The following is a 23,743-nucleotide window of genomic DNA, read 5'->3' on the forward strand; positions in this document are numbered from 1 at the left end:
ATGAAGCGCATATTACGTTTTGCCCTTGGCACCGCAGTTGCGGCGTCGGCAGCCCTGGCCGCAGTGGTCGCTTGGCCTATCGGCGTGCCGCTGGGCGAGCTTAACCTCGAGGGAGATGTGAACCGGGGAGCCTATTTGGCCAGAGCATCTGGCTGTATCGCTTGCCATACCGACTTTTCTAGCGGCGGAGCATCTTTGGCGGGTGGGGTAAAGTTCGATACTCCATTCGGCACTCTGTACTCGCCCAACCTCACATCGGACAGCGAACATGGGCTCGGCAGCTGGACGGTTGAACAATTTGCACAGGCTGTCCGCCAGGGTGTTGCCCCTGACGGACAGCCCTATTACCCGGCTTTCACATACCCGTTTTATAGCAACTTCACTGATCAGGACATTGCTGATCTTTGGGCTGCCTTTCAGACGGTTCCGGCTGTGGCCCAGCCGTCCAGGAAGCAAGAGATGGCTTTTCCGTTCAACCAGAGATGGGGGCTGAAGATCTGGCGCGCGGCGTTCCTTGAACCTCCAAGAACGGAACCTGTCCCTGGGAACGGTGAATTGTGGAACCGCGGGCGGCTTCTGGTTGAGGGGGCCGCGCATTGCGCCGCGTGTCACACCGGGCGCAATTTAGCCGGAGCCCGGAAAACTGACACAGAACACTTCAAGGGCAGTGATGCCCTGCCGGGAGGCGGCAAGGCTCCGGCCATTGATTACCTATCTCTTCAGAAACGCGGCTGGACCGTCGACAGCCTGGCTTACGCACTGCGTACTGGCGTGATGCCGGATGGCGACGCATTTGGCGGAACGATGGGGGAGGTTGTTCTCTATGGAACCGCCTTTCTGACCGTCAAGGACCGCAAGGCAATGGCGGCCTATCTTCTGGATGACCATTCCGGGGGGTGAAGATCTCGCCGAAAATCAGGCCTAGCATGGAAAGGAAGGACACTATGAACCTCAATCGCCGGCAATTCCTGGCAGGCGCCAGTGCCATGGCCATTCTGCCCCAGGCAAATAGTGCGGCAACCGGGCCATTCGTCCTGGAGGCCAAACCAAGCAGTATGCAACTGGTGCCGCCTGAGTTCGGTCAGCACCCCGAAACCGAAGTCTGGGGGTTTGATGGCACTGTTCCTGGCCCGCTGATCCGTGCCCGGCAAGGGGAGCTTCTGCAGCCGCGTCTAATCAACAGATTACCGCAGCCAACGGCTGTGCATTGGCATGGTCTGCGAGTTCCGAATGCGATGGACGGGGTTCCAGGGATGACACAAGATGCCGTCTTGCCGGGTGATGATTTTCTGTATGAATTGCCGTTGAAGGATGCGGGAACATATTGGTATCACTCGCATAATCAGTCGACGGAGCAGGTCGCGCGGGGACTCTACGGCGTGATGGTTGTAAGTGAGGCCGAAGCGCCGGAAACTGACCATGATATCGTTGTTGTGCTGGATGACTGGCGCCTCAGCGAGAAAGCTCAGATTGCCAATGATTTTGGCGCAGTTCATGATTGGACACACGCGGGACGGTTGGGCAATTTCATCCATGCTGCGCTGACACCGCAGGTCTCCGAAGTTCAGCAAAACCAGCGTCTCAGGCTGCGTTTCGTCAATGTGGCGACCGACAGGATTATGACGGTGTCATTGCTTGGTCTGACCGGGAAGATCGCTGCCCGTGATGGTATGCCGCTGCAAGAACCTGAGGATCTGGGTCTCATGGTCCTTGGCCCGGCGGAAAGAGCTGATGTTATAGCTGATGTTTCGGCCGCTCCAGGCGAGAGTGTCCAAGTGGTTCTCCACGAACGCGGCACTGCCTATCTTCTTGAAGAGATTGAAGTGGCTGGCCGGCATGCCAAGGCCCCGCGCGGGGTGGTCGCTCCGTTGCCTGACAATCCAATCACGCGTCTTGGCAGCCTGTCGCATGCGCGCAGGATTTCTTTGACCATGGAGGGCGGCGCAATGAGCGGCTTGCGTCAGGGCCGCTACGAAGGAGAGCTGCTGAGTTCGCAAGAGCTGTTCGAGGCGGGGCAGATTTGGACTTTCAATGGTGAGGCAGGGCTTCCGGCTGAGCCGATCACGACAGCTCAGCGAGGTGAAATCATCCGGATGCCTATTCATAACAACACGGCCTTTCCGCACGCGATGCATTTGCATGGCACACATTTCCAAGAGGTGCTTCCGGACGGCGGTTTGGGACCGCTGAAGGACACCCTTCTGGTGGCCAGGCGGGAAACCCGTGAAATCGCTTTTGTCGCAGACAATCCGGGTGACTGGCTGCTGCACTGTCACATGCTTTCCCATCAGGCCGCAGGTATGAAGACTTGGTTGCGTGTGACATGAAGACAAGTCCCGCCACTGCGGAGGCCGCATTGGCTGGAGTCTTTGTTTGCCTGGCCTGGGCAGCTTCACCCCTAGCGCAGGTTGGTCCTGCCCCCTGAAACTGGTCCGGAGTGAATGCGAATTTTTGGGAACATTTCTGGCAAGAGAGGGAGTGTACCGATGCCGAAGAAACGATTGAGCGACGAACAGATTGCCTTTGCTTTGAGGCAAGCGGAAGCCGGGACGGCGGTTGGAGAGATTTGCCGCAAGATGGGGGTCGCGGAAGCGACGTTTTATCGCGGTAAGAAGGTCTATGCGGGGATGGGTGTGTCGGAGATCCGGCGGCTGAAACAGCTCGAAGACGAGAACAGCAAGCTGAAGCGCCTGGTCGCTGATCTGACGCTGGACAAAACGATGTTGCAGGACGCGCTGAGAAAAAAAGTGGTGAAGCCTGTCCGCCGCCGCGAGGTCGTCCGGCACTATCAGGGTGTGTTTGAGGTGTCGGAGCGCCGTGCTTGTAATGCCATGGGGACTCTGTTGCGCAAATCGGGTGATGGCCGAGGTTCCCCTTTCCCCGGACGGACTTATCCCACAGCTTCCGTGACAGGTTTGCCGAGCGCGGTGTATCCGTTCAGGACGGCGATGCGGACCTGGAGTTCAGCGACCTGACGGTCAAAGTCCCGCGCCATAAGGCGCTGCCCCAGCAACTTCACACAGTGCATCTTCGTCTCGACGCGGCTTCGGCGGTGGTATCCGCTCCATCGTCGCCAGAGCGCGCGGCCCAGGTATTTCGCCGCGCGCAGGGCCTCGTTTCGCGCCACGGCTCCGGCGGTGATGGCCTTCCATGGCTTTGCGTTCTTGCGTGGCGGGATGACGGCGTGGGCGCCACGGTCAGCAATGGCGTCGTGGCATTTTCCTGTATCGTAGGCGCCGTCAGCCGTGACACTGCCGATCTGCTGGTCCGCCGGGATCTGGTTGAGCAGGTCGGGTAAAACCGGTGCATCGCCAATGTGGCTCCCGGTGACCTCGACTGCGCGAACCTCCAGTGTTTCCTCGTCGATCCCAAGATGGATCTTGCGCCAGACGCGCCGTTTGGGTCCACCATGCTTGCGGGCGTGCCACTCGCCTTCGCCCTCGACCTTGATACCTGTGCTGTCCGCTGCCCGGCAGTGCATCACGCAGTGATGTCACGAGAGGGGATCAGCAGGTGCAGCGGCCCCTTGGAGCCGCGATACGGAATGTTCACAGCCAGGGTCTTCTGGCGCCGGGACAGGGTGCTGAAGTCGGGCACCGTCCAGTCGAGGCCAACTAGCCGCAGCAGGCTCTCTACGAACCCGGTCGTCTGCCGGAGCGCCATGCCGAACAACACCTTCATGGAAAGGCAGGTCTGGATGGCGGCATCGCTGTAGATCTGCTGCCGGCCACGTCTGCCAGTCGGCGCGGCCTCCCAGCTCATATCGGGGTCGAACCAGATCGTCAGCGAGCCCCGGCGCTTGAGCGCTTCATTGTAGGCTGGCCAGTTCCTGGTCTTGTAGGACGGGGGTGTAGGTCTGCTCATACATCTCAGCTACCACGCTGGATTCATGAGATGAATCCTACACGGGATTTGCGCAACAGAACCGTCGAGAATGGTTAATAGAGAGGTTGCTGACGAGCCCGCCGGCGAACCAGCAAATCCAACCCTTCTACCCGAGGAACTTGATGCATTGCAGGATTTTCTGAAGCCAAACTCGATGAAAAGAAGGAACTTGGCCTTCGATAGTTTGGGTATTTTGAGCATCGAACCTCCCCCAAGCCGCAAACGGAGACAGGTCCAGATTTCTAGGGGGTTTCTCGAACAAGCGCTTCGGAAGATCCTAGTGTTACATAGTTGCGAATGAAGAGGAAATAAGCCCTCTCACTGACGTTGCTCAGTGCTGAAAATTTTCGGCATCCTGCCCGTGTTGCTGACTTTCCTAAAGTTTTGCCCCAAAGAAGCCTAACTGCCCTATCGAACTTAGCGGTTCCTGACAGGCGTCAGCCATAGGCAATCTCCCTGCAATCGCTGCAACTGGCGCCGGAGATTGCCCAACAGAGCTCTCTAGGCCCAGATTGCGTCAGCCTTACATGTCACAACACATCTAGTGCCTTGATGGCTCCGATACAAAGGTGATATGGCGAGCCCTGGAGGACTCGAACCCCCGACCTGAGAATTAGAAGTTCCCTGCTCTAAATCCAGCTGAGCTAAGGGCCCGCACTTTTCCGTGTGAGGTTTAGTTCACAAGGGCGAGCCAAGTCAACACTGCTTCACACGGTAGAAACTCGGTAAGGTTACCAAGTAACAGTTGATTAGGAATCAACGCCTTATGAACATATGGTAGACGGTTGCCCCTTATTTGTACTCTATCCAGTTGAGCTAAGGGACCGCTTGGCGCCAGTTATGACAGGCTGCGGGCGGGGGTCAAGCCGCGGTGCGCAGATCCAGGCGCATAAAGACAGACCACGGATCCTCGCCGTAGTCCGCAAACGGCGGGCAGGGGACAAAGCCGAAAGATTCATAGAGCCGGCGCGAAGGCAGGAAATCCTCGGTCGAGCCGGTCTCCAGGTAGATGGCGGCGGCCTGCTCGCGGCGGGCGAGCTCCAGCAGGAAGCCAAGCATCGCGCGGCCTGCGCCGCTGCCGCGGGCCTCTTCAACGGTGTGCATCGATTTCAGCTCGCGGCGGCCGTGGCCCAGGTCCTTGAGCGCCCCCATGGCCAGCGCCTGACGATCCCGGCGCAGCAGGAAGAACTGCACCTCCGGCCCCTCCAGGCCGCTGATATCCATGGCGTGGCAGCTTTCCTCCGGCGATTGAGCCGCCATCTGCGCCAGGTGGCGGCGGATCAGGGCGGTGGCCTCGGGGTCCGAGGGGCGGGCAGCGGCGATGTCAAAATCTGTGGAGGTCATTGTCCGGATCCCTTCGGGCTGGCTGCCCCAAGGTATTGCCCGGCCTGCGGCGGATGGCAATCGCGCAGGTGCTGTGCCGCGGTCCCCGGCAGGAGATTTGCCTGTTTTTTAGGCAATGCCCGGGAAATCAGCCGTAAAGGCTGGCCCAGGCGCCGGCCTGGGTGCGGGCGGCCTCCGGCGGCAGGGCCAGCAGCAGCAGGGCGCCGCCGTCGGAGGCGGCAAGGATATGCAGCTGCGGCGAGACCGGCAGCAGCAGGCAGTCCGGTTTCGGCACCGGCATCCGGGCCGAGGCAGGGCGGGACGCCTTGGAGGCAAGCGTCTGGCGCACGGCATCCAGCCGGGTGAGCAGCGCTTCCGGCCCGCCGCCGCGCATCTGGGTGCTGCCCGCCGGGCAATGCAGCCAGGCCGCGGCCTGCGGCAGCGCCCGGGCGCGGAACTGGTCCAGGCGGCCGCCGCTGGCCGCCGCGAGGGCGGCGGCCAGGGCTCCGGCAGAGCAGGTGCCGGCACCCTGCGGCGCAGGGCAGGGGCGGCGGCGGAAGCTGAATTCTCCGCTTTTGCTGCCCGCCTGCAGCACGAGCAGGCGGGCAGCAAAAAGCTGGGCGGCGGCCTCCGGATCTTCAGCGGCGGAGGAGGGATCCGCGCTGTCCGGGAGGCTGAGGCCCGCAATCCGGCGCTGCGCCACGGTGAGGGTGGCGGCGGCGCGGCCGCTGACGCACAGGGTGATTTCGCGCGGCAGCACGGTCTCGCGGATTTCGCGCAGCACTGCAGCGGTCAGGCTGGCGCCGGTGCCCGATGGCGCGGCGCGGGCGGGCTGGGCCAGCCGGACCAGCGCCTGCTGCAGGGCAGAGGCGGTGCCGGGTCCGGCCTGCGGGATCTGCTGCGCAGGTTTTGCCATCACGCCCCCCCGTCTTGACAGGCCAGCAGCTGCCGGGCCGGGGCGGCCAGCCGGGCCGCGGCATCCGCATCTTCGCAGACACAGAGCACCGCATCGCCCGAGCCGTCCGTGGCACGCAGGAACAGCCGCGCCTCGCCGGGGGCGAGCAGCAGCACGTCATCCGCCGGCGCCGCAGCCGCACCGCCGGCCTGAACCGCTGCATCCAGCGCCAGAAAGCCGCGGCGGGCCTGCTGGCAGAGATCATCGAGGTATTCCTGCGGATGGCCGCTGCCGCTGCTGCTGCGCAGCACGATGCTGGCGCCAAGATCGCCAAAGGCAGCCAGGCGGCAGCCGGGCTCAAACTGGCGCAGGGCGTCGAGCTGGCGGGCCAGGGTCATGGGCAGCCTCCGCAGCCGGCAGGACGATTACAAGGCGCGTGTGCTGGCAGCATGGCGGTCTCAGTCTCCGTCGGAAGGGGTTTCAGGACGCTGGCTGCGGCGGGACGGGGCCGGGACGCGGCGCGGCATTACCCGGGGCCCGCCGCCACCGGCGGCGGCAGCCTGCAGCTGCGGCTGGGGATCCATCTGCGCTCCGCTGTCGCGCAGTCCGCCGATATCCAGAACATCTGCCCGCAGCTGCTGTTCGGGCTGCAGCGCCTGGGTTGCGGCGGCAGGCTGGAGCGGCGGGCGGGGGCGGTCCGGCTGGGACCAGTTCAAGAGCAGATCCACCAGGTATTCGATAAATCCATCGGCGCCGCTGGTCTTCCAGGCCTCCATGTCCTCGCCCGCGGCCAGCGCCTGGCTGAGCGACAGCGGGAACACAGCGTTGAAACCGCCGCCGGTTTCCTTTTGCACCCGCCGCAGCACCCGGTCGCGGTCGCGCGGGGTCTTGAGCTTGTCGAAATGGGTGATCAGCAGGGTGCTGGGGGCGTCGAGCCGGGCGGAGATCTCCTCCCAGGCGGCGGCCTCGGACTGGCGCCAGGCCTGGGTGGCATGGGTGCACCAGATCACGCTGTCCACCTCCGGCAGCAGGTTCTGCCAGACGCTGGCCGGCATGTTCGGGTCGGATATCCCGGGCATGTCAATCAGATCGCAAAGCTCCAGCGCCTCGGCCGGCAGGGTCAGGCGGATCAGCGCGGTGGTTTCCAGCGGCACATCGTCCAGATCCTCCAGCCGCACCGGAGTCTCGCTGCCGTCGGTGCCGGTCAGGCGGGCGGCCTCGGCCCCGTGGGAAATCCAGACCGGCGGCAGGCGGGTGGCGGTGACGCGGGTCGGCAGCGGCTGCTGGCCCACCAGAAGGTTGGTGAGAGTGCTCTTGCCGGCGCTGAATTCGCCCATCAGCGCCAGCCGCGGCTTGCGGGCCGGGGCGGCCGCCGGAGAGAGCGCGGCGGAGGCCGGGGCGTGCTGGACAGTCTGATAGGTCATGCTGTGAAACTCCTGAGTGTTTCTAATGCAGTATCTGTTTGTGTCTGGCGCTGCCCGGCCGCGTCGCCGGCGAACAGTGCCTGCATGTCGCCACCGCCGCGGCGGCAGGCGGAAATCTCCAGCAGGATGTCACGCTGGTCGTCGAAGAAACCCTGCAGCCGGGCAAGGATGGCGGCGCGGGCGTCCGCTGTCTGCACCGTCTTGAGCTGGGTCATGAAATCCTCGGTCTCGCCTGCGATCAGCTTGCGGAACTGTTTGGCAAATGCCTTGTAGCCGCGGGTGCGGCGCCACCAGGAGGCCCACCAGCTGTCGTTGAAATCCAGTGCGATGGACTGTGCCAGAGCCACCGGGGAGGCAGGCTGCGGCACCTCGGGCACTGCCAGCTGGATGCCCTCCACTGCCGGGCCGAACCCGTCATACAGCAGCTCCGCCACATCCTGCACCGCAGCCTCGTACCGCGCCTGCGCGGCAGATTGCAGACGGCTTGCCATCACCGAGTAGGCAGAGCGCAAGAGCATCCGCAGCCCGGCCGGGTCGTATTCCCAGTGGCAGTCCTCGCCCCATTTCTCGAGATGGTCGATCAGCGCGTGGGTGGCGCGGTCTGTAAACGTGGCATGGGCCCGATCGGCGCGCTCGCGGAAGCTGTCAAGCACCTGGCCCGCCTCTGCTTCCAGCGCCGCCATTTGAGTCTGGCAGATGTTCTCGAAAGCGGTGCGCACATCGTGCATATTGGCGCCGCCGGTGCTGCCCTCGCCCTGCACCAGGATTGCATTAGCGGCCTGCTGGCCGGTGGCGGCGGTGGTGGCGGTGGCCGCGATGCGCTGCAACAGCGGTGTGCCAAGGTCGGCGACGATCCGTTCGCTGACGGCGCGGTTCAAGGCCGGGAGGCCCGAGAGTTCCCACACCATGTTCTGCGGTGTTGCCTTGGCGTGGGAGGCGTTGACCGAGGCCTCGGCCCAATTCAGGAGCGCGGCAGAGCTGGGGGGGTCCATATCCTCCATCCCGCCGGTCAGCACCTTGTTGGCCCAGTAGGCGCTGCCAAAGATGATTTCCGCCTCCTGCGGCCCGTGGTGGGTCTCCAGGGTCTGGCGGATGCTGGCTTCAATCTCGGCGATCTGGTTTGCCGGATCGGCCAGCTCGTCGATGCGGTTGACGAAAATCACCACCTCACGCGACTTGAGATTGGAAATCATCCTGATCAGACCCATGTCGACCGAGGTCAGTGCCTGGCCCGCCGACAGCACCACCACACAGATGCGGCTGTCGCGGATCGCCTGGATAGTGATCTGCTCGCGCATCATGAAGGTGTCGTTGACACCCGGCGTGTCGCGCAGGCAGAGCCGGTGCGGCACCGAGCGGCAATTGAGGTAGAGATCGGCGGCGCGGGTGATGTCGGCAAAGCGGCCCTGTTCGTCTACCGCGCCCAAATCCTCGTCGTCGAAGTCATCGCCAAGGCAGATGTAGCGTTCGATCAGGTTCTTGTCGAAGTAACCATAGTCGTGCTTCTGCCCCATCAGGAGTTCGAACTTGCGGCCAAGGCGCTGGCGGGAGCGGTCGCGCATTTCCTCGATCTGGGTGCGGATTTTCTGCAGTTCGCTGTCGGCGCCTGCGCGGCCCGCCATTTCGCCGATACGGCCGCCCTTGGTGGTCAGCCGGTCCCATTCCTCTTCGGTCATGAATTGGAAGCAGGCCTTGTTCTCGGTGCGGGTTTCACCGGGCTCCAGATGCAGCGAGGTCACAACCGAGGTCCAGGGGTTCACGTCCGAGGGCAGAAGGTCGGCCCAGCCTGCCATCGCATTGACCAGAGAGGTCTTGCCGGATTTCACCTGCCCCAGCAGGGTGACGGAGGGTTCAAACGTGCCCAGTTCCTCCTGCAGCCGGGCGAGGCTGCGCTGCACCCGCTCGCCCGAGACCTCCTGGAGGGCCGCCAGGGCACCCTCCAGCCGCCGCGCCTTGCGGGCAAAGTCCGCCAGCGGTTCCAGCCCGGCGCTGAGGTTGGTGGGGCGGGCGGAGGCGCGGATGTCGGTAGCGCTCTCGATCTGGTGTTCCATGTTCATGGCGGGGCCTGTTTGATATCTGCTTCGGCGTCTTGTTCTGCTGTCCGGCTTGCGGGCCTTGGTGCGGCGCGCGTCTATCCGGGCGGCTCTTCCATCAGTTCCTTTTTCAGCTGGATCAGCAGGGTTACCGCATCGACGGCTGCGTCCTCATCCTGTTCCAGCTGGCACAGCATCAGCATCTCCTCACCGTCCTGCGCGGCCTCGCGCGCAGCTTCCACCGCGGCGCTGGCAGGCATTTCATCAAGCGATTGCGACAGGTTGCGGATCATCTCCATGCATTGCGCCAGCACCGGGGCGGCCTGTGGCCCGCCAGCCGCCTCAGCCTCCGCCAGCATGGCCTCGGCGCCGGATTGCAGCTGGTCCAGCGCCGCCGCCAGGCTGGCAGCCTGCGGGGCAGAGGCAATCGCGGAAACAGGGACCGTTGCGGGGACCGTTGCAGGGGCCGTTGCAGGGGCTGCGGCAGCCGCGGCAGCGGCTTCAGCCGGCAGGGTGCCGCCAAACTGGCGGATCAGCAGTTCAGCCTGATCAACGTCGGAGGCGCGGCCCAGATCGACCTGGCGCTGCACGTCCTCGGCCAGCTGCTTGCCGCCGCTGGAGCGCCACAGCCCGTCTTGCGGCGCCTCTGCCGCGCGGGCGGTCAGCCCCTGGATCGCCGCCACCGGGTAGACGCCCAGAAACTCCTCCGCCGCCACCGGTTCCAGGGTTTCGATCAGCGCAGGCAGGGTGCCGCGCATCACCTGGCGGTCGGCCATGGTGAGAACAAGGAAGCTGTGATCCTTGGTGCTGTCCGGCACCGCAGCCCAGAGCGCCTGTTCCTCTGCGGCGAACTCCTGGCTGCACCACAGAATGATGTCGGCGCTGGCGGCGGCCTGCTGCAGCATCTCCTGCTGCGCTGCCAGCGGGCCTGCCAGCGGCAGTTCGCGGTAGCTGTGCCAGCGCAGGCGCGGGTCGGGCAGGATCTGGCGCACCCGGCGGGCGTCCTGCGGCAGCTCCATCTGTGCCAGCAGGCCCGGGATTTGCAGGTGCTCGCCCGCGGCGGTCTCGACCTCCGCCATCTCCTGGGCGCCATGGCAGATATCAACCAGAAGGCCGCCGCCGTTGCGGCCAATCACAACCCGGCCCAGCAGCATGTCGATGAGGGCGGATTTGCCGCTGCCGGGGCTGCCGGCAACCGCCACCTGCACCGGTTGGCGCAGGCGCTGCAGCAGCTGGCTGCCCCAGCCTGAAACCTCGGACGGGAGGCGCCCGGCGCTGAGGGTCTGTTCCAGCTGGCCTGCCAGCGGGCTTATATCTCTCTGGGGAAGGCTCACGCGGATGCATCCGTCTTGCTGCGGCCCGCCTCCGGCGCGTCGCGCCAGGAGGATGCGGCCATGAAGGTGACAACCCGGCGGCCTGCGCGCTGGCGGGTGGCGGCGGGGGCGGGGTCTGGCGGCTGCTGCTCCGGCGCTGGCGGCGCCGCTGTTTCTGCCGCGGCGGGCTGCGGCGCCTGCGGGTCGAACGGCTTGATCACGCAAAAGGCGGCGTTGTCCTGTTCCGGCGCGTCCAGCGCCTCCAGCCGCCGCATCAGTGCGGCGCCGATCCGGGCGCTGGGGCTGTGGCATTCAGCAGCCAGCACTTCGGCAATCTCCTCCTCGGCCAGGAACAGGAGCCCGTCGCTGGCGGCCAGCACGATATCGCCATGCTGCAGGCGCACCGGGGCGCTGCGGCAGTCGATCTGCGGAATGCCGCCGCCGGTCAGCACCGAGGTCACGCAGTGGCGGTCGGGGTGGGCGGCAGCCTCGGCCGGGTCCATGCGGCCGCGGGCGACCAGCTTCTCCAGCTCTGCCGCCATCGAATGATCGGCGTTGAGACGGATCAGCGCCCCGTCGCGGAACAGGTACAGCGGCGAGTCGCCGACCGAAATCCAGTAAAGCCGGTCACGGAACAGCACTGGCGCCAGCAAGGTGGCCCCCATGCCCTGTTCCTGCACCTGCGGCTGATGGCTGGCATATTCGCCAAGGCAGGCGTTGGCGCCATCCGCCGCATTGTGCAGCACCGCGCCGATGGCAGGTTCCAGCAGTTCCGGCTCGCCGGTGCGCAGCTTCAGCTCGGCAAACACCTCTGTCACCACGATCCTGGCCGCGACATCGCCAGCGGCGTGGCCGCCCATGCCATCGGCCAGCACCGCAAAACCGGCACCGGCGCCAGCCATGAAATCGGCGGCGACGGCATCCTCCTGACGCTCGCGGCGGCCCTGGCTGATGGCCGTCGCGGCGTCATACTCAAGTTCAGCGGAATGCAGCATGGGCGCTGTCGTCCTGCTGCGGCTGGTCCCAGCCGAAAGAAGCACCGCAGAGCGGCACGAACCGCAGGGTGGTTTCGCCGATGCGGATCTCGTCGCCCGACGCCAGCTCTTCAGTGCTGAGCACCGGCCGGCCGTTGCGGCGCAACAGGTTCGCCTTGCCGCCGTGGCCGATGTAAAACGCCTTTTGCTCCGGATCATAAGCGATGGCGGCGTGGTTGTCGCGCGAGATGCTGTTGTCGCCAAAGTCGAGCCGCACGGTCTGATCCTCGCCGCGGCCAATGACCGTCACACCGCTGAACAGGGTAAAGGCAGCACCGCGGCCCGGGCCCTGCACCACCGCCAGCCAGCCGACCGGGAACTGGGTGTAGCCAGGCGCGGCGGTTTCACCGCCGCGTGAAAACGGATCGCTGCCGGGCGCCTGTGCCGGGCTGAAGCCAAGCAGCCGGGTCTTGACGCGGCCGGCACGGCTGGCGCCGCGGCCCATCGAGGGTGCAGGCACGTCAATGGGAGCGGCGGCAGGCGCCTCCGGCTGCGGCTGGGGCGCCGGGGCGGCCATCTGCGGCGCGGGTTCGGGCCAGGCATCAGGCCGCGGTTCAGCAGGAAGATCCGCCTTGGGATCTGGCTGCGGGTCAGGCTGCACATCAGCTTGCGGCGCCATCTGCGGTGCCGCCGCAGGCTTGCGGTGGAAGACCCGGTAGCTTTCAGGCTGTTCTGCCACGGCCTCCGGCTGCTGCAACCGACCGAAATCTGGCTCTTGCCCCAGCATTTCCCGCGCATCCTCATCTTCTTCGGCTGCATAGTCTTCAGTGGCATAGGCCTCCGGCTCTGCGTCCTCCGCCGTAAATGGGTCCTCGGCTTCTGCATACTCCGGGGCTGCCGCTGAGGGTTGCGGCTTCGCGACGGCCTCCTGCGTCTGTTCGCGGGCAAAGAAGGCGGCGATGGCATCCTCTTCCGGCGCTTCGCTGCCGAGGCTGTCGAGGCAGGTTTCCGCGCTGTCTTCTTCCGGCTCATCTTCCTCTAGGAAATCCTCCGGCAGAATACAGCCGTCGTCAGCGGCGTCCGGTTCAGGATCGAGCTGGAAGCCGCGCTCCAGGCTGAAGGGCGCACCGGCGGTGCCGGCCTCTGCTTCGGGCGCGGCGGCGAGGCTGTCAAACGGGTCCCGTGCCGGCGGCTGCACCGGTTCGGCGGCGGGGGCGGCGGCAGCTTCTGCCCGCACCCGTTCCCGCTTTTCGCCGATGATATCCTTGATGAACTTCATTGCGGTTTCCTTCAGTTCTTAACGGTTGCCGGGGTGCCGTTCTGGAACCCGAAAATCTTGCGCAGGCGGCCTGCGAATGTTGGTTTGCCGGCACTGGCGCTGCTGCCTGCCGCAGCCACGGCGGGCTGTCCGGCGGCCGGGGCTTTCCTGCTGCGCCGGTTGCGGGAGTCCTCTTCCGCCAGCCAGGCTTCCAAGTCGCTGACCGGCTCGCCGAACAGGTTGACCATCTGGCGGGGTTCCTGCGGTGCCGGTTCGGGTGCAGCCTCCGCCCGGGCAATGCGCGGCTGGCCCGGGGTCAGGCTGGAATTGGTCGAAGCGACCAGATCGGCGATGGTTGCGTCCAGCTCGCCGTTATCAACGGGGTCCAGTGCTGTCTCTGCCGCAGCAGCGGTAGGCCCCATCTCTTCGGTCTCATACTCTGCCAGCATCTCTGCCCAGGCGCGGGCTGACTGAAACCGTTCGGCGGGCGGCACCGACATTGCCTGATCAACAGTGGCCAAAAGCGCAGGGTCCGCCGCCCAGGGCCCGCCCAGCAGCGGCGGGCAGGGGTCCGGGTTGCCGGCCATCACCGCGTTCAGCCGCTGCTGGCTGCCCGGAGGCGGTGCGCCGGTGATCAGGTAATAGAAGGTGGCGCCAAGCGCGTAGATGTCGCAGGCCGGGCGCTGAGGCAGATCGGGCTTGTAAAGCTCATGCGCCGAGTAGCCGTCCTTGACCGCCAGCAGCATCGGCAGCGCCGTGTCGTCCTTGGGCGTGCTTCCGGCCGCCGCGCCGAAGTCGATCAGGGTCAGGGTGCCGTCCTGGCCCAGCAGCAGGTTGTCGGGAGAGATGTCACGGTGCAGGATGCCCAGCCCGTGCAGGCAGCCAAGCGCCTCCAGCGCCTGGGTCAGGATCTGCCGCAGCACTGGTGCGGTCAGCCGCTCGGGCTGTTCCTCGCGCACGGTCAGCAGATCCAGCCCGTCGATGAACTCCATCGCGATATAAGCGGTCTGGTTTTCCTTGAAGACCTGATGCACGCCGACGATGCCCGGGTGTTCGGCGCGGGCCAGCAGATGCGCCTCGCGCAGGAAGGCGCGCAGCACGTTGCGGCAGGACTTGGCATGTTCCTGCGCCGCCGGCTCCACCTCGGCGCCGTTGCGGCGGCAAATACCCGCCGGAAAGCATTCCTTGATCACCACCCGCCGTTCCAGGCTGTCGCGGGCCAGATAGGTGATGCCGAAACCGCCGCTGATCAGCGGGCGCTCAATCTGGTACTGGCCCTGCAACAGCTTGAAACCGCAGGGCAGTTCGCAGGTTTGTGCCGGATCGGCGGAAGTCGGGTCGTGCGGCACGGCGTCTGTTCCTCCTGGCTGCCTGGTCCCCGGCCGGAAGGGCGCGGGCGGACCTCTAAGCTGCCGGCGGAATGGGGAATGTTCACGGCCCCATTCGGGCAATTGCGGCAAAGCCGCCGCATTTTCGCCACAATCCTTGCCAAAGGGCAGCAAACATTGGGTTAAAGGCGCGCCGGCGAGTTGCCTTGAAGTTAGTTAAACTGGGGCGCTATCCCGCCTGAGGGCCCCCTGCCGCCGGGCGGAGAAAGGCTGGGCTTTCCCGGTGCGTCCCGGTAGGATTGACGCATGACAATCTGGTATCCCGATCCCGAAACCCTCACACCGCCGCTGCATGCCAGCCTGGCACAGGCCCTGGCCAGGGCGATCTCCGACGGCCGCCTGGCAACGGGCGCGCAGCTGCCGACCCACCGGCGGATGGCCCAGGAGCTGGGTCTCAGCGTGCATACGGTCAGCAAGGCCTATGACAGCCTCCGGCGGCAGCGCCTGATTGACGGCCAGGTCGGGCGCGGCAGTTTCGTGACCGGGGCTGAAGCAGGCAGCAGCCCGCCCTACCGGCTGCAGCCGGAGACCGGCAGCGGCTATGATCTGTCGATCTCCAGGCCGCTGTTCGCACCGCTGCACGCTGAGCGGTTCCAGCAGGCGCTGCGGCAGCTGCCGGAGGGGCTGGATCCCGCCTGCTACCTCTCGACCCGGCCCAATGCGGGCCATCAGCCGCACCGCGAGGCGGGCGCCGCATGGCTCAGGGCCTGCGGGCTGGAAGTGCCGGCGGAACGCATCCTGATGACCAACGGCGTCAGCCACGGGCTGTCGGCGGCACTGACCGCGCTGGCCCGCCCCGGAGACACGGTAGTGGCGGAGAAGATCACCCATCACCTGCTGATCCCCGCCTGTGCCAGCCTGGGCCTGACGCTGGCCGGGCTGGAAACGGACGGCGGCGGCATGCTGCCGGATGCGCTGGACGAATACTGCCGCAAGCACAGCCCCAAGCTGCTGTTTTTGCTGCCCTCTCTGGCCAATGCCACCGCCAGCATGATGCCGGAAGAGCGGCGCCGGGCGCTGGTGGAGGTGGCCCGCCGCCATGACCTTCTGATCATCGAAAACGACGCCTTGGGGCCGGTGGCCGCAGACCGCCCGGTCCCGGTGGCCGCGCTGGCGCCGGAACGCACGGTCTATCTCACCACTTTCACCAAATGCACCCTGCCGGGGCTGCGGGCGGGGTATCTGGCAGCGCCGGAGCATCTGCTGCCCGCGCTCACCACACGGATCGTGGTGTTCAGCTGGATGGCGACACCGCTGATGGGGGAGCTGGCCAGCCGCTGGGTGCAGGACGGCACCGCGCTGGAACTCGCCCGCTGGCAGCGCCGCGCCCTGGCGGAACGCCATGCCGTCGCTGCAGAGATGCTGCAGGGCTGCGGATGGCAGGGCCACCCGGCAGCGCTGCACCTGTGGCTGCCGCTGCAGAACGGCTGGACCAGCGAGGGCTTTGCGGCCTATGCGCGGCGGCTGCAGGTCTCGGTGGCGCCGGACACCCCGTTCCTAGCGCCGCGGGTGCCGCCGCAGAACGCGGTGCGGGTCTCGCTGGGCAGCGTGCAGGATCCGGCCCGCTTCCGGCAGGCGCTGGAACTGCTGGCCGGAATGCTGCGCCAGCCGCCGGAAGGGGCCGCTTCACTGGCCTTCTGATTGTCGCGTGACAATAAAATAATTGACTCGCAGGACAAGTCCTCACAAGGCTGGCCGAAAGACCCCGGGCCTGTGCCGGAACCGGTGAGTCCGCTGCAGGCAGCCGGGGGAATCACGCCCGCCCTTCTGCTGCGGCCGGGGCCGGCGCCACATTTACCAGCTGAGCAACCAGGAGCCGCGCAATGGCAGACCCCACGCTGTATTTCTCCCGTGCTGAATATCAGGCGCGCCTCGGCAAGACGCGGGCCGAAATGTCCCGCCGCGGGCTTGACCTGCTGATCGTCACTGATCCCTCGAACATGAACTGGCTGACCGGCTACGACGGCTGGTCCTTCTATGTGCATCAATGCGTCGTGCTGACGCTGGAGGGCGAACCGCTGTGGTACGGGCGCGGACAGGATGCAAACGGCGCGCTGCGCACCTGCTACATGGATCCCGCCAATATCATCGGCTACCCGGACCATTACGTGCAGTCGACCGAACGCCACCCGATGGACTACCTGTCGGCGCAGCTCACGGACCGCGGGCTGGACGGCGGCGTGATCGGCGTCGAGATGGACAATTATTACTTTACCGCGGCGGCCTATGCGTCGCTGCAAAAGCATCTGCCCAACGCGCGGTTCAGCGATGCCAATGCGCTGGTCAGCTGGCAGCGGGCAGTGAAGTCGGAGACGGAGCTGGAATACATGCGCCAGGCCGGCCAGATCGTCGGGCGGATGCACCAGCGGATTTTCGAGAAGGTCGAGCCAGGGATGCGCAAATGCGATCTGGTGGCGGATATCTATGACGCTGCCTTGCGTTATGATGCGGAATTGGGCTTTGGCGGCGACTACCCGGCGATTGTGCCGCTGCTGCCGTCCGGGCCGGATGCCGCCGCGCCGCATTTGACCTGGGATGATCTGCCGATGAAATCCGGCGAAGGCACCTTCTTTGAAATCGCCGGTGTCGTGCACCGCTACCACTGCCCGCTGTCGCGCACCGTGTTCCTGGGCAAGCCGACGCAGACCTTCCTGGACGCGGAAAAGGCAGTGCTCGAGGGCATGGAGGCCGGGCTGGAGATGGCCAGGGCCGGGAACACCTGTGAGGATATCGCCAAGGCGTTTTTCAAGGTGCTGAAAACATACGGCATCGAGAAGGACAACCGCACCGGCTATCCGATCGGCGTCAGCTACCCGCCGGACTGGGGCGAGCGCACCATGTCGCTGCGCCCCGGCGACGTCACGGTGCTGCAGGAGAACATGACCTTCCACTTCATGACCGGCCTCTGGATGGAGGACTGGGGGTTCGAGATCACCGAAAGCATCCGCATCGGCGCAGACGGGCCGGAATGCCTGTCCGATGTGCCGCGCAAGATGCTGGTGAAGGACTGAGCCATGAAGGTAAATCCAATCTCTCCCACCATCCCGCTGAACCGGGACGGGGTGCATCACGGCTTCCTGAAACTGCCCTACAGCCGCGATGACTCGGCCTGGGGGTCGGTGATGATCCCGCTGACGGTGATCAGGAACGGCGAGGGGCCGACGGCGCTGCTGACCGGCGCCAACCACGGGGACGAATACGAAGGCCCGATTGCCCTGCATGAGCTGGCGGCAACCACCAAGGCTGAGGACATCACCGGCCGGCTGATCATCGTGCCGGCCTTCAACTACCCGGCGTTCCGCGCAGGCACCCGCACCTCGCCCATCGACAAGGGCAATATGAACCGCGCGTTCCCGGGCCGCCCTGACGGCACCGTGACGGAAAAAATCGCCGACTACTTCCAGCGCACATTGCTGCCGATGGCGGATCTGGCAGTGGATTTCCATTCCGGCGGCAAGACGCTGGACTTCGTGCCCTTTGCCGCCGCCCATATCCTGGACGACAAGGCAGTGCAGGAGGCGTGCTTTGCCGCGATGAAGGCGTTCAACGCTCCTTATTCGGTGGAGCTCTTGGAGATCGACAGCGCGGGCATGTACGACACCGCGGTTGAGGAGATGGGCAAGGTTCTGGTCACCACGGAACTCGGCGGCGGCGGGTCTTCATCCGCGCGCAGCAATGCGATTGCCAAAAAGGGGCTTCGCAATGTGCTGATCCATGCGGGCATTTTGCAGGGCGAGATGCAGCTGGAGGAGACTGTCAACCTGACCATGCCGGATGATGACTGCTTTCTGTTCAGCGAAGGCGACGGGCTGTTTGAGATCATGGCCGATCTGGGCGCCCCTGTTGCCAAGGGCGATCTGCTGGCCCGCGTCTGGCCGCTGGACCGCACCGGCCAGCCGCCGGTGGAATACCGCGCCCGCCGCGCGGGTCTGCTGATCAGCCGCCATTTCCCCGGCCTGATCAAATCCGGCGACTGCGTCGCGGTGATTGGGGTCGCGAGGGGATAAACAAACTCTGGAAATAACCGGACAGGCCGTATAGGCCTGTCTTGCCCTCGCAATAAAGGCATTGCGCGCTGCTGCTGAGGGCCGGGTGGAGATACCCGCCTATCCCGCGCAACAGCTGCGCAGGATCCGCGCAGCCCTCCTCCCGAAAACCACCCGGCGGCGCGCCGCTCTATTTGCGAGGATGACAAATGCTGAAGAACGACCAACTGGACCAATGGGACCGCGAGAACTTCTTTCACCCCTCGACCCACCTGGCCCAGCACGCCCGCGGTGAAATTCCGAACCGGGTCATAAAAACCGCCTCCGGCGTGTTTATCGAAGACCGCGACGGCAACCGGCTCCTGGATGCCTTTGCCGGGCTTTACTGCGTGAACGTTGGCTATGGCCGCCAGGAGATCGCAGAAGCCATCGCCGACCAGGCGCGGGAGCTGGCCTATTACCATTCCTATGTCGGCCATGGCACCGAGGCCTCGATCACCCTGGCCAAGATGATCCTGGACCGGGCGCCTGCGAACATGTCCAAGGTCTACTTCGGCCTTGGCGGCTCGGACGCCAATGAAACCAACGTCAAGCTGATCTGGTATTACAACAACATCCTGGGCCGCCCGGAGAAGAAGAAGATCATATCCCGCTGGCGCGGCTATCACGGCTCGGGGCTGGTCACCGGCTCGCTGACCGGGCTGGAGCTGTTCCATAAAAAATTCGACCTGCCGGTGGAGCAGGTCATTCACACCGAGGCGCCCTATTACTACCGCCGGGACAACCTGGATCAGAGCGAGGAGCAGTTCGTGGCCCATTGCGCCGCCGAACTGGAAGCACTGATCGAGCGCGAGGGCGCAGACACCATCGCCGCCTTCATCGGCGAACCTGTCCTGGGCACCGGCGGCATCGTGCCGCCGCCTGCGGGCTACTGGCAGGCCATTCAGGCGGTTCTGAAAAAGCACGACATTCTGCTGGTGGCGGATGAGGTGGTGACCGGCTTCGGACGCCTTGGCACCATGTTCGGTTCTGACCACTACGGGATCGAGGCGGATATCATCACCATCGCCAAGGGCCTCACCTCGGCCTATGCACCGCTGTCCGGCTCCATCGTCTCGGACAAGGTCTGGAAGGTGCTGGAGCAGGGCACCGACGAGAACGGCCCGATCGGCCACGGCTGGACCTATTCGGCGCATCCGATCGGGGCGGCGGCAGGGGTGGCGAACCTCAAGCTGATCGACGCGCTGAACCTTGTCAGCAATGCAGGCGAAACCGGCGCCTATCTGAATGCCACGATGGCCGAAGCGCTGGCGGGACATCCCAACGTGGGCGAAGTGCGTGGCGAGGGGATGCTGTGCGCGGTGGAATTTGTGAAAGACAAGGACAGCCGCACCTTCTTTGACGCCGCGGAGAAGATCGGCCCGCAGATATCCGCCAAGCTCTTGGAGCAGGACAAGGTGATCGCCCGGGCCATGCCGCAGGGCGACATCCTGGGCTTTGCGCCACCCTTCTGCCTGACCCGCGCCGAGGCAGACCAGGTGGTGGAGGCCACTTTGCGCGCGGTCAAGGCGGTGCTCGGCTGAGGCCCGCAGCCGGTCAGTTGCGGCAGATCTCGAGGACGGCGCGCAGGCCCCGCCTGCCGTCCTCGAAAGAGAGCTTCCCGCCATGCTGTTCGGCCACCGTGGCAACAATCGTCAGCCCCAGGCCAAAGCCATCGATGGCCCGCGTGTTGCCGCCGCGGCGGAACGGGGCAATCACTTCGGTGATCTCCGCAGCTGTCATGCCGGAGCCTTCGTCCTCCACCGTAATGATGGCGTGGTCGGCGGTGGCGCTGAGGGTGATGGCGGCCCGGCGGCCGTATTTCAGCGCGTTGTCGATCAGGTTTGTGATGGCCCGCTGCAAGGAAACTGGACGCGCGACCACCAGCATCGGCCGCCCCTCCGGCATCGCGCTGTGGCCGGGGGCTGAAGTAAAGACAGACCGCCCGCCCGCCGCCACCTGCGGTTCCGGCGGCAGCAGTTCCACCGGTTTGCCCATATCCTGGTAATCGGCCGCCAGCGCTTCCACCAGAGAGCTGAGCGACAGGCGGCGCGGGGTTTCGGCGCTCATCTCCGCGCGGGTATAGGTCAGCACGCTCTCGATCATGCCGGTCATGGCGTCCAGATCCGCCTCGAACTTCTGCCGCAGCTCCGCGTCCTGGATCAGCGCCGCGCGCAGCCGCAGCCGGGTGGCGGGGGTGCCCAGATCGTGGCTGACGCCCGACAGCACCGCCGCGCGGCTGGCAAGCTGATCGCGTTCGGTCTCCAGATAGCTGTTCACAGCCGAGACGATCTCCTGCAGCTCGCCCGGGCCTTGCATCGCATAGGCATCCGGCCCGCCCAGCCGGCGGCGGTGGCGCAGGGCACGGGCAAAGCGGTCGAAATGGGCCGAGGTGTCCATCACCAGCGTCGCCAGCACCGCCAGCGCCAGCAGTGACAGCAGCACCGAGGGCAGACGCAGGTCGCGCGGCGCGGCGCGGCAGCCCCAGACCGCTGCGCCGTCCACCCGCATCCAAGGCCCGTATCCTGCGCGGGCAAACACCACCGGCGCGCTGCAATAGGTTGCAAGCAGCCGGGTCACAGCCCCCAGTTTCTCCGCCGCGGTGTCCCCGCCGGCAGGCGGCAGTTCCGCCACCGGATAGCGCAGGGCAGGGGAGGCGATGACCAGCGCCAGAACCTCCCCCGATAGGGGATCAGGGCCGCTGTCCAGGATCGAGACATTGGTGAACAGCGAAGGCTTCGCGACCCCCTGCAGCCGCAGGTAGTCACCCGCCGCCAGAAACGCGGCTTGATCCGGTGCCACCGGCGTTACCAAAACTCCCGCAGGCGGCGGCGCGCCGCGGCGCAGGGTGCCGTCCAGGGTAATCCCAGCAATGGCGGCGCGGGTCAGATGCGCCTGCCAGCTGGCAGCGGAATGGAACCAGCCCCAGGCGCCGCCCAGCCCGGCGGCAAAGGCCAGCGGCAGCAGGATCAGCCCCCGGGTTCTGAGCCGCAGCGCCATGTGCCTCAGTCCCCGCCGGTCTCGACATCCACCGCCAGGACATAGCCGGTGCCGCGCTCGGTGCGCAGCAGCTTTGGCGCCTTGGGGGTGTCTTCGATCTTGGAGCGCAACCGCCCCACCAGCACGTCGATGGCGCGGCCTGAACCTTCGTCGGACCCGCTATCGCCGGTTACATCCAGCGCTGCGGCGATTTCCTCCCGCGTCAGCGGAATATGCGGGTTGGCCAGGAACACTTTCAGAAGTCCCGTCTCGCGCCGTGACAGCGCCACCTGCACGCCCGCGGGCGAAATCACCTCGTCGCGCTTGGCGTCATAGGACCAGCCCGCAAAACGGAAGGTGGCGACGCTGCGGCGGTAGATCAGCGACGACGACCGCCGCGCCCGCTGCAGCACGGCGCGGACACGGGCCAGCAGAAGATCGGGGTTGAACGGCTTGGCGATGTAATCATCGGCGCCGCTCTCATACCCCGCCATCCGCTGGTGATCAGCGGACAGGGCCGAGACCAGGATAATCGGCACATCCTGCTGCTCACGCAGCCGGGTGCAGATCTCTACCCCGTTCTCATCGCCCAGCATCACGTCGAGCAGAATGAGGTCGATCCTCCCCGCGCCGATCTGATCCCGGATCTCCGCCTCGCTGCCGCAGGGCAGGGCGATAAAACCGTTCTGGCGCAGATACTGGGTCAGCATCATGCGCGTCTCAACGTCATCATCCACCACCAGAAGCCGCGGAATCGCCATCTGTTGCTCTCCTCCCCGAAAAACCGCTTCTTGCGGCTGCCCCGGCTGTTTGTTTGTAACATCATGCAACAAAATCAATTGCTGCGTAACAACAGGTAACAGGCGGACGGAAAATCTGCTGCGGCAGGCGTGCGGGGCGCTGCCGGGTAATTGAAATGCAGCACCGGGACCGGGCAAGCTGATTGGTGAAGGCTGCGGGGAGCAGCCGTTACATATGGGAGGAATGAGCGATGAAATACACCGCTTTTGCGGCCGTTTCGGCCGTGGCGCTGGCCTGTGCGGCACCGGCAGCAGCCGGACCGGAGGCCGAAGTTCTGCACTGGTGGACATCCGGAGGCGAGGCCAAGTCGGCCGCGGTGCTGCAACAGGAATTTGCCGACAACGGCGGCACCTGGACTGATATGCCGGTGGCCGGGGGCGGCGGTGATGCGGCGATGACCGCGCTGCGCGCCCGGGTGCTCTCCGGCAATGCACCGACCGCGGTGCAGCTGAAAGGCCCCGCCATCCAGGAATGGTACGAGGAAGGCGTGCTGGCCGATATCTCCTCCGTCGCTGAGGCCGAGGGCTGGGGGGACGTGCTGCCCGGCTCCATCGCCGACCACATGAAATGCGAGGGCAAATGGTGCGCCGCACCGGTGAACGTGCACCGGGTCGACTGGATCTGGGCCAATGCCGCGCTGCTGGAGGCCAACGGCATTGAGATGCCCCAGACTTGGGAAGACTTCAACGCCGCCGCGGACAAGCTGCTGGCCGCGGGCATCACCCCGCTGGCGCATGGCGGCCAGGCCTGGCAGGACGCCACTGTGTTTGAGGCCGTGGCGCTTGGCATTCTGGGGCCGCAGGATTTCCGGAAGGCCTTTGTCGACCTGGATATGGACACCCTGAAATCGGACAAAATGGCCGCGGTCTTCGACCAGATGCGCAAGATGCGCGGCTATGTCGACGCCAACTTCCCGGGCCGCGACTGGAATCTGGCCACCTCGATGGTGATGAACGGCGAGGCGGCGTTCCAGATCATGGGCGACTGGGCCAAGGGCGAGTTCCTGGCCGCAGGCAAAGTGCCGGGCAAGGATTTCCTCTGCGCCTCGGTGCCGGGCGACGGATTCCTCTATAATGTTGACAGCTTCGCCATGTTCGAGGTGGACGGCGAGGACAAGCAGGCCGGGCAGGATCTCTTGGCCAAGCTGATCGTCGGGCCAAAATTCCAGGAGGTGTTCAACCTCAACAAGGGGTCGATCCCGGCACGGGTGGACGTGAAACTGGATGCCTTTGACACCTGCGCGCATCTGTCGGCCAAGGACATGGGCGACAGCGCGGACAATGGCTCGCTCTTGCCCAGCTATGCCCACGGCATGGCCCTGCGCGGCGCGCAATCGGGCGCCATCACCGATGTGGTGACCGCGCATTTCAACTCCGAGATGTCCTCGGCTGAGGCCGTGCAGATGCTGGCCGACGCTGTCGCCAACTCTCTCTGATCTCCCCCGG

Annotated in this window: 18 protein-coding genes, 1 tRNA gene and 2 pseudogenes; 8 read left to right on the forward strand and 13 right to left on the reverse strand. The window is 65.4% G+C overall.

Annotated features, from left to right (window positions below; genetic code table 11):
* The 3 genes and pseudogenes from K3725_RS21055 to K3725_RS21065 all read left to right on the forward strand — a co-directional run.
* Complete coding sequence (locus K3725_RS21055; protein ID WP_260018990.1) at positions 1 to 900, forward strand: cytochrome c; 900 nt, start codon at positions 1 to 3, stop codon at positions 898 to 900.
* 86 nt (positions 901 to 986) lie between these two features.
* Positions 987 to 2,327 carry a multicopper oxidase family protein gene (locus K3725_RS21060; protein WP_260018991.1) on the forward strand — a complete coding sequence of 447 codons (1,341 nt, stop codon included), beginning with the start codon at positions 987 to 989 and terminating at the stop codon, positions 2,325 to 2,327.
* Between the two features lie 159 nt (positions 2,328 to 2,486).
* Positions 2,487 to 2,837, forward strand: a pseudogene (locus tag K3725_RS21065) (transposase); the annotation flags it as partial.
* Positions 2,838 to 2,890: 53 nt separating this feature from the next.
* Here K3725_RS21065 and K3725_RS21070 read toward each other — a convergent pair.
* The 11 genes and pseudogenes from K3725_RS21070 to K3725_RS21125 form a co-directional block, all read right to left on the reverse strand.
* Positions 2,891 to 3,864, reverse strand: a pseudogene (locus tag K3725_RS21070) (IS5 family transposase).
* A 596-nt stretch (positions 3,865 to 4,460) separates the two neighbouring features.
* Positions 4,461 to 4,539, reverse strand: a tRNA-Arg gene (locus K3725_RS21075).
* 207 nt (positions 4,540 to 4,746) lie between these two features.
* On the reverse strand, positions 4,747 to 5,229 hold the full coding sequence (locus tag K3725_RS21080) for a GNAT family N-acetyltransferase (RefSeq protein ID WP_260018992.1): 483 nt from the start codon (positions 5,227 to 5,229) through the stop codon (positions 4,747 to 4,749).
* Positions 5,230 to 5,356: 127 nt separating this feature from the next.
* A complete protein-coding gene (locus K3725_RS21085) occupies positions 5,357 to 6,124 on the reverse strand; it encodes a hypothetical protein (protein ID WP_260018993.1) in 768 nt (255 codons plus the stop codon).
* Complete coding sequence (locus K3725_RS21090) at positions 6,124 to 6,501, reverse strand: hypothetical protein (protein ID WP_260018994.1); 378 nt, start codon at positions 6,499 to 6,501, stop codon at positions 6,124 to 6,126. Before K3725_RS21090 ends, K3725_RS21085 begins: the two co-directional genes overlap by 1 nt.
* A 60-nt stretch (positions 6,502 to 6,561) precedes the next feature.
* Positions 6,562 to 7,527 carry a dynamin family protein gene (locus K3725_RS21095; RefSeq protein ID WP_260018995.1) on the reverse strand — a complete coding sequence of 322 codons (966 nt, stop codon included), beginning with the start codon at positions 7,525 to 7,527 and terminating at the stop codon, positions 6,562 to 6,564.
* Positions 7,524 to 9,584 carry a dynamin family protein gene (locus tag K3725_RS21100; RefSeq protein WP_311202237.1) on the reverse strand — a complete coding sequence of 687 codons (2,061 nt, stop codon included), beginning with the start codon at positions 9,582 to 9,584 and terminating at the stop codon, positions 7,524 to 7,526. The genes K3725_RS21095 and K3725_RS21100 overlap by 4 nt, the downstream gene beginning before the upstream one ends.
* Positions 9,585 to 9,658: 74 nt before the next feature.
* The gene (locus tag K3725_RS21110) at positions 9,659 to 10,894 is read right to left on the reverse strand and encodes a zeta toxin family protein (protein WP_260018997.1); all 1,236 of its coding nucleotides are present in this window, start codon (positions 10,892 to 10,894) and stop codon (positions 9,659 to 9,661) included.
* Positions 10,891 to 11,868: a PP2C family serine/threonine-protein phosphatase gene (locus K3725_RS21115; protein WP_260018998.1), complete on the reverse strand. Its 978-nt coding sequence runs from the start codon at positions 11,866 to 11,868 to the stop codon at positions 10,891 to 10,893. The genes K3725_RS21110 and K3725_RS21115 overlap by 4 nt, the downstream gene beginning before the upstream one ends.
* Positions 11,852 to 13,126 (reverse strand): FHA domain-containing protein, encoded by a 1,275-nt coding sequence (locus tag K3725_RS21120; protein ID WP_260018999.1) that lies wholly within the window; start codon positions 13,124 to 13,126, stop codon positions 11,852 to 11,854. The genes K3725_RS21115 and K3725_RS21120 overlap by 17 nt, the downstream gene beginning before the upstream one ends.
* 11 nt (positions 13,127 to 13,137) lie before the next feature.
* Positions 13,138 to 14,454: a serine/threonine-protein kinase gene (locus K3725_RS21125; RefSeq protein WP_260019000.1), complete on the reverse strand. Its 1,317-nt coding sequence runs from the start codon at positions 14,452 to 14,454 to the stop codon at positions 13,138 to 13,140.
* A gap of 285 nt (positions 14,455 to 14,739) precedes the next feature.
* Between K3725_RS21125 and K3725_RS21130 the strand changes: the two genes are divergently transcribed.
* The 4 genes from K3725_RS21130 to K3725_RS21145 all read left to right on the forward strand — a co-directional run bounded on the left by K3725_RS21130 (position 14,740) and on the right by K3725_RS21145 (position 20,062).
* Positions 14,740 to 16,134, forward strand: coding sequence for a PLP-dependent aminotransferase family protein (locus tag K3725_RS21130; protein ID WP_260019001.1), 1,395 nt, complete (start codon positions 14,740 to 14,742; stop codon positions 16,132 to 16,134).
* A gap of 182 nt (positions 16,135 to 16,316) precedes the next feature.
* Positions 16,317 to 17,504, forward strand: a complete 1,188-nt coding sequence (gene doeA, locus K3725_RS21135; protein ID WP_260019002.1) for an ectoine hydrolase DoeA — start codon at positions 16,317 to 16,319, stop codon at positions 17,502 to 17,504.
* Between the two features lie 3 nt (positions 17,505 to 17,507).
* A complete protein-coding gene (gene doeB, locus K3725_RS21140; RefSeq protein WP_260019003.1) occupies positions 17,508 to 18,500 on the forward strand; it encodes a N(2)-acetyl-L-2,4-diaminobutanoate deacetylase DoeB in 993 nt (330 codons plus the stop codon).
* 188 nt (positions 18,501 to 18,688) lie between these two features.
* Positions 18,689 to 20,062, forward strand: a complete 1,374-nt coding sequence (locus tag K3725_RS21145; protein ID WP_260019004.1) for an aspartate aminotransferase family protein — start codon at positions 18,689 to 18,691, stop codon at positions 20,060 to 20,062.
* A gap of 13 nt (positions 20,063 to 20,075) precedes the next feature.
* On the opposite strand, the gene K3725_RS21150 is transcribed toward K3725_RS21145, so the two are convergent.
* Positions 20,076 to 21,518 (reverse strand): HAMP domain-containing sensor histidine kinase, encoded by a 1,443-nt coding sequence (locus K3725_RS21150; RefSeq protein WP_260019005.1) that lies wholly within the window; start codon positions 21,516 to 21,518, stop codon positions 20,076 to 20,078.
* A 5-nt stretch (positions 21,519 to 21,523) separates the two neighbouring features.
* Positions 21,524 to 22,258, reverse strand: coding sequence for a response regulator transcription factor (locus K3725_RS21155; protein ID WP_260019006.1), 735 nt, complete (start codon positions 22,256 to 22,258; stop codon positions 21,524 to 21,526).
* 230 nt (positions 22,259 to 22,488) lie between these two features.
* On the opposite strand from K3725_RS21155, the gene K3725_RS21160 reads away from it, so the two are divergent.
* Positions 22,489 to 23,733, forward strand: a complete 1,245-nt coding sequence (locus tag K3725_RS21160) for an ABC transporter substrate-binding protein (RefSeq protein WP_260019007.1) — start codon at positions 22,489 to 22,491, stop codon at positions 23,731 to 23,733.
* Positions 23,734 to 23,743 lie beyond the last annotated feature (10 nt).

The sequence above is a fragment of the Leisingera sp. S132 genome (genome assembly GCF_025144465.1).
Lineage (GTDB): Bacteria > Pseudomonadota > Alphaproteobacteria > Rhodobacterales > Rhodobacteraceae > Leisingera.

Coding starts and splice junctions, on each gene's coding strand:
- K3725_RS21055 (WP_260018990.1), top strand. CDS start 1: ATGAAGCGCATATTACGTTTTGCCCTTGGCACCGCAGTTGCGGCGTCG.
- K3725_RS21060 (WP_260018991.1), top strand. CDS start 987: ATGGCCATTCTGCCCCAGGCAAATAGTGCGGCAACCGGGCCATTCGTC.
- K3725_RS21080 (WP_260018992.1), bottom strand. CDS start 5,229: ATGACCTCCACAGATTTTGACATCGCCGCTGCCCGCCCCTCGGACCCC.
- K3725_RS21085 (WP_260018993.1), bottom strand. CDS start 6,124: ATGGCAAAACCTGCGCAGCAGATCCCGCAGGCCGGACCCGGCACCGCC.
- K3725_RS21090 (WP_260018994.1), bottom strand. CDS start 6,501: ATGACCCTGGCCCGCCAGCTCGACGCCCTGCGCCAGTTTGAGCCCGGC.
- K3725_RS21095 (WP_260018995.1), bottom strand. CDS start 7,527: ATGACCTATCAGACTGTCCAGCACGCCCCGGCCTCCGCCGCGCTCTCT.
- K3725_RS21100 (WP_311202237.1), bottom strand. CDS start 9,584: ATGAACATGGAACACCAGATCGAGAGCGCTACCGACATCCGCGCCTCC.
- K3725_RS21115 (WP_260018998.1), bottom strand. CDS start 11,868: ATGCTGCATTCCGCTGAACTTGAGTATGACGCCGCGACGGCCATCAGC.
- K3725_RS21120 (WP_260018999.1), bottom strand. CDS start 13,126: ATGAAGTTCATCAAGGATATCATCGGCGAAAAGCGGGAACGGGTGCGG.
- K3725_RS21130 (WP_260019001.1), top strand. CDS start 14,740: ATGACAATCTGGTATCCCGATCCCGAAACCCTCACACCGCCGCTGCAT.
- doeA (WP_260019002.1), top strand. CDS start 16,317: ATGGCAGACCCCACGCTGTATTTCTCCCGTGCTGAATATCAGGCGCGC.
- doeB (WP_260019003.1), top strand. CDS start 17,508: ATGAAGGTAAATCCAATCTCTCCCACCATCCCGCTGAACCGGGACGGG.
- K3725_RS21145 (WP_260019004.1), top strand. CDS start 18,689: ATGCTGAAGAACGACCAACTGGACCAATGGGACCGCGAGAACTTCTTT.
- K3725_RS21150 (WP_260019005.1), bottom strand. CDS start 21,518: ATGGCGCTGCGGCTCAGAACCCGGGGGCTGATCCTGCTGCCGCTGGCC.
- K3725_RS21155 (WP_260019006.1), bottom strand. CDS start 22,258: ATGGCGATTCCGCGGCTTCTGGTGGTGGATGATGACGTTGAGACGCGC.
- K3725_RS21160 (WP_260019007.1), top strand. CDS start 22,489: ATGAAATACACCGCTTTTGCGGCCGTTTCGGCCGTGGCGCTGGCCTGT.